Genomic DNA, 8,176 nt, shown 5'->3' with positions numbered 1-8,176 from the left:
GTCTACTTTTATAGTATAGCTCCATTACAAGAAATGGGGACAGGTCGGTAATGGCTTTTTGGCTGTCGCAAATTATACGTTAGCTACAGAGGAAGAACGTGTTCTTTTTGAGGAAGTATTTGATGGCAAAGTTCCCACAAATTCAAAGGAAGACATTGATAAAGATACACCTCTCGCGGTACAAATTAAGTGGAATGAAGGTTCAGATAATGATGCTTTAAAGTTTCTCAACGAAGACCATGAAGGGGAAAGTATCACTGTAGAGACCTTGAAAGCAATGATACAGGATGAAGTATACCTTGAAATTCATCCTGAACCCGGCTATTACAAAGTTAAGACAACTATAAGGAGAATTGATATAGGCGATGGCTTTACGCTTAATAAAGAATTGTATCAAGATATTGTTGATGCCAATAATTTAGATATTGATATCCAGTCTTATTATGAAAGTATTGCCCCTGAAAAAGAACATCAACTCTCTAATCAAGAGATACTCCAATTAGCCAGGGATAAAATGAATTTGTCTGAGGATATAAAGGTAAAACATCTTGGAGGTGGTGCATTTTCAATCATGAAAGAGCAATTTGGAGGTGTTCTTAATCAATCTATCGTGAACTGGTATCCAGGAGGTGATCTTAAAGTCAAAGATAATGCAGATCAGCTTACAGGTCGACCATTCTTTGAGGAGGAGTTCTACAAAATCCTTGCTGACATTATTACAAATAAAGAAATACAAGAAAACTTATCTGAAGAAGTTACTCTTTCAGAACAAACTCTAGATGAAGACGAACGTGATAAAGACGTTACGGTGTTGGAAGATATAAGTGAACCAGATGAGGAAGTATTTAAAGGTAATGACGATTTATTAAAAAACTACTATGAGATGTCTCTTGAAGATATTCAAAAAGGGTTTGACCAATTTATGACACATTCTGAAGATACGGAATTTCGCCAAAAAATGTGGAAAAACCTGCAAAAATATCATGAGAAATATAAATCTCAAATGATTGAGCGTAATCTATTACCACCTGAAACTATTACTGAAGATATTTCAGAAATACAACAGGAAGAAAAACAGACAACTGAGAATTTGGTACAGAAGAGCCTTTCTCTTGACTATGAATTAGAAGAAGTTAGACAGAAAATCTTAATTGAAACAGTGATTGCCTTAAAACTTTCTAGTTCTGAGTTCCAAATTCGAAAACAAAATAATGAGACGGTGAGTCTCGTACTTACTGGCCCACATAGTATAGTAGCTCCACTAATTACTCTTAGGGCAACAGGTGAAGCAGAATTTAATTCTATTAACCTAAAAGCAGCACTGAAGAAATATCCTTCTTTAAGTAATATCCAAGAAACTTTTGAAAAAGTAAAAGGGAGTATCCTACAGTTTGAAAAAGGTGAAACTGAGCAAGTTAGAGAGCCTATAACACATGATGTTTCCCTTCTGGAACAGTTTCCAAATGCAGAAGAGCGAGAAGAGCTTGATCCTATGGAAGATTTCATAGTTATGTTAATGGCTAATGAGGATAAGCTAACGATTATTGTTGATGATAAGGATGTATATCATCACAAAATTAGTGATAGTAATGATGGCCAACAAATTATTTTTGAAATGCGCCAAGATAAGAGTACAGATACTCGATACTTGGTTTATGAAAATAGTGAATTCATAAAAAATACTTTCGGTGATAATATACCTGACAGTCGACTTATTAACCCAATCGCTTTAGAATACTTAGAACAAAGGATAGAGGAGAATAAGCTTAAACTACGAAATCAAAGTGAAGCATCACAACAAACACAAGAAGTCTCATTATTTGATGGCTTTGATTTCGATGATAAAAAGGAAAGTCAAGATCCTATAATACCTGCAGAACCTAAGCATTCCAACACTCCAGAAATTAAACCAACTCAATTCAAAACAAATTTTGAATTTCCTTCGGATTCGCAAAGTCTTTCAGAATTTTACCCTGCGACTCCAAGAGAAAAAGTTAAAGCAAATATTGCTGCAATTCAGCTTTTAAAAAAGCTATCTGATGAAAAAAGACTAGCAACAGTTGAAGAACAAGAAGTTTTAGCACGATACGTGGGCTGGGGCGGTCTCGCCAATCAATTTTTCGATTCATCTAACTCCACTTATGAAGAACAACGAAATCAACTCAAAAATCTTATATCACAAAAAGAATATGCAGCTATGCGTGAGTCAAGTCTAACTGCTTATTACACTGATCCACAACTTATTCGTGTGATGTATACTGCTCTTGACAATATTGGATTTAAGGGTGGAAAAATTCTTGATCCGTCAATGGGGACAGGAAACTTTTTTTCTGCCTTTCCTCAAAGTTGGAAAGAAAACTCTGAGCGTTATGGCGTAGAAGTAGACCAAATTACGGGGCAAATTGCTAAGCATCTTCATCAAAATACCCATATACAAGTTAAAGGATTTGAAAATACATCGTTCATCAATGATTCCTTAGACTTAGTAATTACAAATGTTCCTTTTGCCCAAATTCCTATTTTGACTAAGTATTATGACAATCCTTACATGATTCATGACTACTTTATCCAGCGTTCTCTCGACTTGGTTCATGACGGGGGCTTTGTGGCGGTGATAACCTCAACCTGGACTATGGACAAACAAGACCAGAAACTTCGTCAAGAAATTGCAAAGAAAGCAAATTTAGTCGCCGCAGCACGATTACCGAAAAATGCTTTTACTGCAATCGCAGGAACAGAAGTATCCAGTGATATTCTCATCTTCCAAAAAACAAGTACGCCTGAGCTATCTCCTGAATGGTTAGAAACCACCTCCATCAGCGACGAGAGAGGAAACACTGTTCACTATAATAAATATTTTGAAAATCACCCGGAACATATTCTGGGAGAAATAAAAATTTTATCGTTTCATGATGGCACACTGTCAATTACACCCGAATTTTCATTGGATGACCTTCCAATGGAATTGGGAAATGTCCTTTCTGACACAAGAATTGAAATACAACCTTTTGAAAAGAAAGATGAAGCACTTCCAGTTTTAGAAGAAATCAAGTTCCCTGGTCAAACACAAGACTTTAACATTGAGCCTTATACGATTGAAGTAGTAGAAGGAATCCCTTATTATCATAATGGCGATGAGATTGTTAAGCATCAAAAAAATTCAAGCATTACCCTAAATGTTAATGAAAACAGACAAAATCAGTTGAGTCGTTTTGAAAAAATCAAAGATAGAATTTTTAAACAAAAAACTTCGTATAGGAGAGTTTTTTCCGGCAAAGGTTATTTTGATTCCTGGTCAAATTTCATCTTTACATCCTCAAAGGTTGATGCGCCTAAAATACCACAAGAAGTTTTGGAAATGCTCAACAACGGCCACGACCAAACCATACATGAAAACTATCGTTATACAGTTGCTAAAGGGAAAGATAACCTTTTAACCTTAAATGTGGAAGAAGCTATTAACACAAAATATAGCTATACTCAGGACTATAATTCCCGTGAAATTAAAATCATGCAAGAGATGATTGACTTGCGTTACACTTTACAAGAGCTTCTTAATATTCAACACCTTCATGACATTTCAGAACCTAAATACAAGTCTGAGTACGATCAGCTACGCCTTAGGCTAAATGAAAAATACGATCTCTTTGTTCAACAATACGGCGCTATTAGTCGTCCTGAAAACGCAAGACTTATGCGCCGAGACGACTACTATCCTTTTTTAAGCTCTATTGAACAGGAAAAGGAAAATTCTCTCACACATGAAAAAGAGTATACCAAAGCCCCTGTATTTTTTGAACCAACCATTCAACCTTTTGCAAAATCAGTCACTGTTTCCTCTGCAGGAGATGCTCTCCTTGCAAGTTTAAATCATAAGGGTAAACTTGATTTTGAGTACATGACGGATATTTATCAAGGACATTCTCGTGAAAGTATCATCCAAGAACTCGGAAACAAAATCTTTTATGAAGGCAATGGGCAATATGTGACTCGAGAAGAATATCTCTCGGGAGATGTTAAAACAAAGCTTTCTCTTGCAAAAACCAATAATGACTTTGAAATTGAAAATTATGATTGGACAGTTAATATAGAAGCGCTTAAAGAAGTAATTCCTCCAGATTTGCCTTTAAGCGATATCAATTATAAGTTTGGAACTCGTTTTATTCCTATTTCCATATATCAACGCTTTTTAGCCGAACAATTTGAGCAAAAGAAATATAATTCCGATGATTACAACCCTGATTGGATTGAAATTGAATATGACAAAGTTGGGGACAGCTATAAAGTTACAGCACTACTTGAAGGAACCTATGGTCTACGTGATAAATTTGGACTTCCAAACAAAAAATACGCTGGAGATAAATTAGCTACTGAACTCCTTAATCTTCGCGATCCCAAAATTTATAAGCCGGACCCTGAAGACCCTATAGGTAACAAACGAATTCTTGATGAAGTCGCTACAGAAGCCCTACAAGATAAGGGAAAAATGTTAGCAAATGCCTTCAATGATTGGGTCTTGAAACATCCTGATGTACAAATGGAAATTGTTCAAATTTACAACGAGAAATTTAATCGATACGTGGCCCGATCTTATGACGGTTCACAACTTACTGTAAATGGTTTGGCCAAACAGTTCAAACTTCGGACTCATCAAGCAAATGCAGTTATGCGTGCTGTTATTGAAGGACGAGCAGGACTGGCACACGAAGTGGGGGCTGGAAAAACTCTGACACTTCTTGCAAGTGCAAGGAAAATGAAAGAGCTAGATATTGTCAAAAAACCGCTTTTTGTTATCCCAAAGCCTTTGGTTGAACAATTTGGGCGAGAGATTTATCAGTATTTCCCAGAAAGCCATGTCTTGATTGCACAGCCTGAAGACTTTCAAAAAGATAATCGCAAACGCTTTGTCAGTCGTATTCTCACAGGAAAGTATGACTTCATTGTTATTGCGGATTCTCAGTTTGGAAAAATTGCCATGAGTAAAGAATATCAGGAAAACTATATCCTCTCACAACTTAATGCGGAACGTAAAGCAATGGAAGAAATGGAGGATAGCTCTTTTACTGTTAAGAAAATTGAACAGCGGATTAAGCAAATGGAGAGGGCTTTAGAAGACCTGCAAAAGAAAGATGCTGACTCGTTCATTAATTTTGAAGACCTAGGGATTGATTTACTTATTGTGGATGAAGCTCATAATTTTAAAAATCTTGCACCAATGACACAAATGGAAAATGTAAAAGGTGTTTCAGATACACGGAGTCAAAAAGCAATGGATCTCCAACAAAAAACTGAATACCTCCAAAGTCAATTCAACAACCGTCGTGTTATCTTCTCTACAGGGACACCGCTCTCTAATTCTGTTGTTGAGATGTACACCATGATGAGATATACAGAACCTGACGTCTTAGAGCGTTATGGCGTACTCAACTTTGATACATGGGTATCGACATTTGGTGTTATTGAGAATAATTTTGAATTGACTGCAGCAGGGACTTTTAAAATCAATCGTCGCTTTGTCAAATTCGGAAATATGCAAGAATTGATGAATATGTTTAGAGAAACATGGGATATTCAAACTTCAAATATGCTTGACCTTCCTGTTCCTGAAGCAGAAATCATTACACATAAGAGTCCAATTACCGAAGCTCAGAAAATTTATACTGATAATTTAATTCGGCGTGCTTCTAATATTGAAATGGGGTTAGTAAAACCTTGGGAAGACAATATGTTGAAAATTGTGGGAGAGAATAAAAAATTAAGTCTTGATATGCGCATCATCGACAACAAAAAATATACCGCTCAAGATTCTAATAAACTTCATCAAGTCATCCAAACTGTATTCGACATATATAAGGAGTTTGATGAGCAAAAGGGTACCCAACTTATTTTCTCTGATATGTCTGTCCCTTTAAAATATAGAAATTCTCAGGTAATGAATTTTGATGAGTCCATCAATACCTTCTCTGCTTATGATGAAATAAAAGAGATGTTAATCAAAAAGGGGATTCCGGAAAATGAAATCCGATTTATTCATGAAGCTACGGATAAAACAAAAAACGTTATGATGCAAGAAATGCGTGAAGGAAAAATACGTATTCTCCTCGGATCAACTGGTAAAGCTGGGACAGGCCTGAATGTTCAAGACAAACTCGTTGCAGTGCATCATCTTGATGTTCCTTGGCGTCCGTCAGATGTTAAACAGAGAAACGGTCGGATTATTCGACAAGGTAATGAGAATAAGAAAGTACAAATTCATTACTACATTACACCAGGGACAATGGATTCGTTCATGTGGCAAATACACGAAAATAAAGAAAAATTTACAGACCAAGTCATGGATGGAACATCAACCGCTAGAGAAATGGAAGAAATTGAGATGGTTATTCCAACAGCAACCCAGCTTAAGGCCGCCGCAAATGGTAACCCCCTTCAAGCAGAATTTATGCAATTAGAGATGGAACTACAAGGACTTGAACGTTCTCGTAATCGTTTTTATGAGGAAAAAGTTCGGAGCCAAGAGCGTATTCTTAAAGATCAAGAGAAGCTTCCACAAATGGAAAGACTTATAAAAAAACAGGAAGCAGATGAACAAACTTCCAAGAATACTCAACATCAACCTTTTGAATTGACCTTACATTTCAAAGATAAAGATAAATTCTATACAGAAGCTGATAAAAAATCAGAAGTAGCACTTGCTTTGGCCGGACGAATCAATACAAGTATTGCAGAGAACAGCATGCTAGCCAGCAACATGCCTCAGCATATTGCAACATATCGTGGGTTTAAGATTTACCACAATCCTTCTATTTCTATTACAGGCCAAACTCCTGCGGAAGAACATCTTTTTATTAAAGGACATGCTCAATACAGCGCATTTGTTTCCTTAGAAAGTCCTACAGGTATTCTTACGCGACTGAATAATAAAATGGATGAAGGTATAGAAAAGGCTAAAGAAGAAACACTTAAGGATATTTCACGTATACAATCTGCCATTGCACAAGCAGAAGAAGATAAAGCTAAAAAGTTCCCCGATGAAGACATCTACCATTCAAAAAAATCACGTCATAGTGAGCTAAAAGAACTTTTGAGTCAACAAACATCGGAAGAAATTTCCTCAGCAAGAGATGTGACGAATGATTGTGAGCTGGAGATGTAAACATGAACGTAAAGGAAAAATAGAAAGATATGAATAAAAATTTTGAAAAAGTAAAACAAGACCTTGAAGAAAAACTCTCGTATTACGGAGAGTTAGAACTTCGTAAAGAATACTCCCTCAATGATTTGTTTACGTATTATATTGATTTAAATATAATTCTAGGACATTTGGATATTAATATCATTGATGTCCACATGAAAACAGATGGCTCTTTGATGTTGGAAAAAAGAGAAGTAGGGTTTTGTGTAGAGGAATTGGCTGAGCTGCAGAGAGTTCTCTCAATCTTTTATGGCTCTCCATTCTCACTACATATTGAGCCTGTCGAGGACCTAGAACCTAAGTACCTCATTCGCATTTCTCCAATCTACTTGAATACATTGGAGGAACTCAAAGCGCACATACATGCTTTAAAAAGATTACTCACTAAAGTTTCTAAAGCACTCAAAGATTAGAAAAGCCTTCACAGGTCTTAGGACTTGTGAGGGCTTTTTTTGGTATAATGATAGAGTAGATTTTTTGAACGGTAGCCTAGATTGGAGGTGATGCCATGGTTTTTAGTGGCAAGTCCTCACAAAACAAGAAAGGCGACAAATTTTTGTCTGTTTACGAAGCATTAATGCTTGCGATCGCTTTTGCGGGTCTGGTATTAAGAATTTCAAACACAAAAAAATGACCGTTCAGCTTGGCGAGCATTGATGGTCATTTAGATTAAAATGCGTGCTACCGTTCTTTAAACGGCTACATGGGACTTGTTACAGCAAGTCCTTTTTCTTTACCTTTATTATATCACAGAAAGTGAAAAAATGTTACTAAATAAAACAATTGATATTTTCTAATAAGACCTATGATACAATGGGTATCAAAGGATAAAAAATGATTATATGAATATAGATATTATTGGCGAAAAAGACGGATTTGTAATACGTTTAGCGAAAGCAGATGATGCAAATACTTATTATGAACAAAATTATTGTCCTTTAGATAAAGAAGTGGCACGTGGACTAATGTCAAATAATTAGA

General features: G+C 36.0%; 3 protein-coding genes. All 3 read left to right on the top strand.

Annotated features, from left to right (window positions below):
- Nucleotides 1-58: 58 nt before the first annotated feature.
- The 3 genes from B4H39_RS05015 to B4H39_RS05005 all read left to right on the top strand — a co-directional run bounded on the left by B4H39_RS05015 (nt 59) and on the right by B4H39_RS05005 (nt 8,175).
- On the top strand, nt 59-7,156 hold the full coding sequence (locus tag B4H39_RS05015; RefSeq protein ID WP_286927531.1) for an SNF2-related protein: 7,098 nt from the start codon (nt 59-61) through the stop codon (nt 7,154-7,156).
- A gap of 29 nt (nt 7,157-7,185) precedes the next feature.
- Complete coding sequence (locus tag B4H39_RS05010) at nt 7,186-7,608, top strand: hypothetical protein (protein ID WP_286927530.1); 423 nt, start codon at nt 7,186-7,188, stop codon at nt 7,606-7,608.
- Nucleotides 7,609-8,037: 429 nt separating this feature from the next.
- Nucleotides 8,038-8,175: a hypothetical protein gene (locus tag B4H39_RS05005; protein WP_286927529.1), complete on the top strand. Its 138-nt coding sequence runs from the start codon at nt 8,038-8,040 to the stop codon at nt 8,173-8,175.
- The last annotated feature ends 1 nt before the right edge of the window (nt 8,176 follow it).

This window comes from Lactococcus sp. UBA7128, assembly GCF_002492185.1.
GTDB classification, from domain to species: domain Bacteria; phylum Bacillota; class Bacilli; order Lactobacillales; family Streptococcaceae; genus Lactococcus; species Lactococcus muris.
This window is presented reverse-complemented; position numbering and strand designations above follow the sequence as displayed.

Excerpts from the sequence above, each read along its gene's own strand:
- B4H39_RS05010 (WP_286927530.1), top strand. The coding sequence starts at position 7,186 with ATGAATAAAAATTTTGAAAAAGTAAAACAAGACCTTGAAGAAAAACTC.
- B4H39_RS05005 (WP_286927529.1), top strand. The coding sequence starts at position 8,038 with ATGAATATAGATATTATTGGCGAAAAAGACGGATTTGTAATACGTTTA.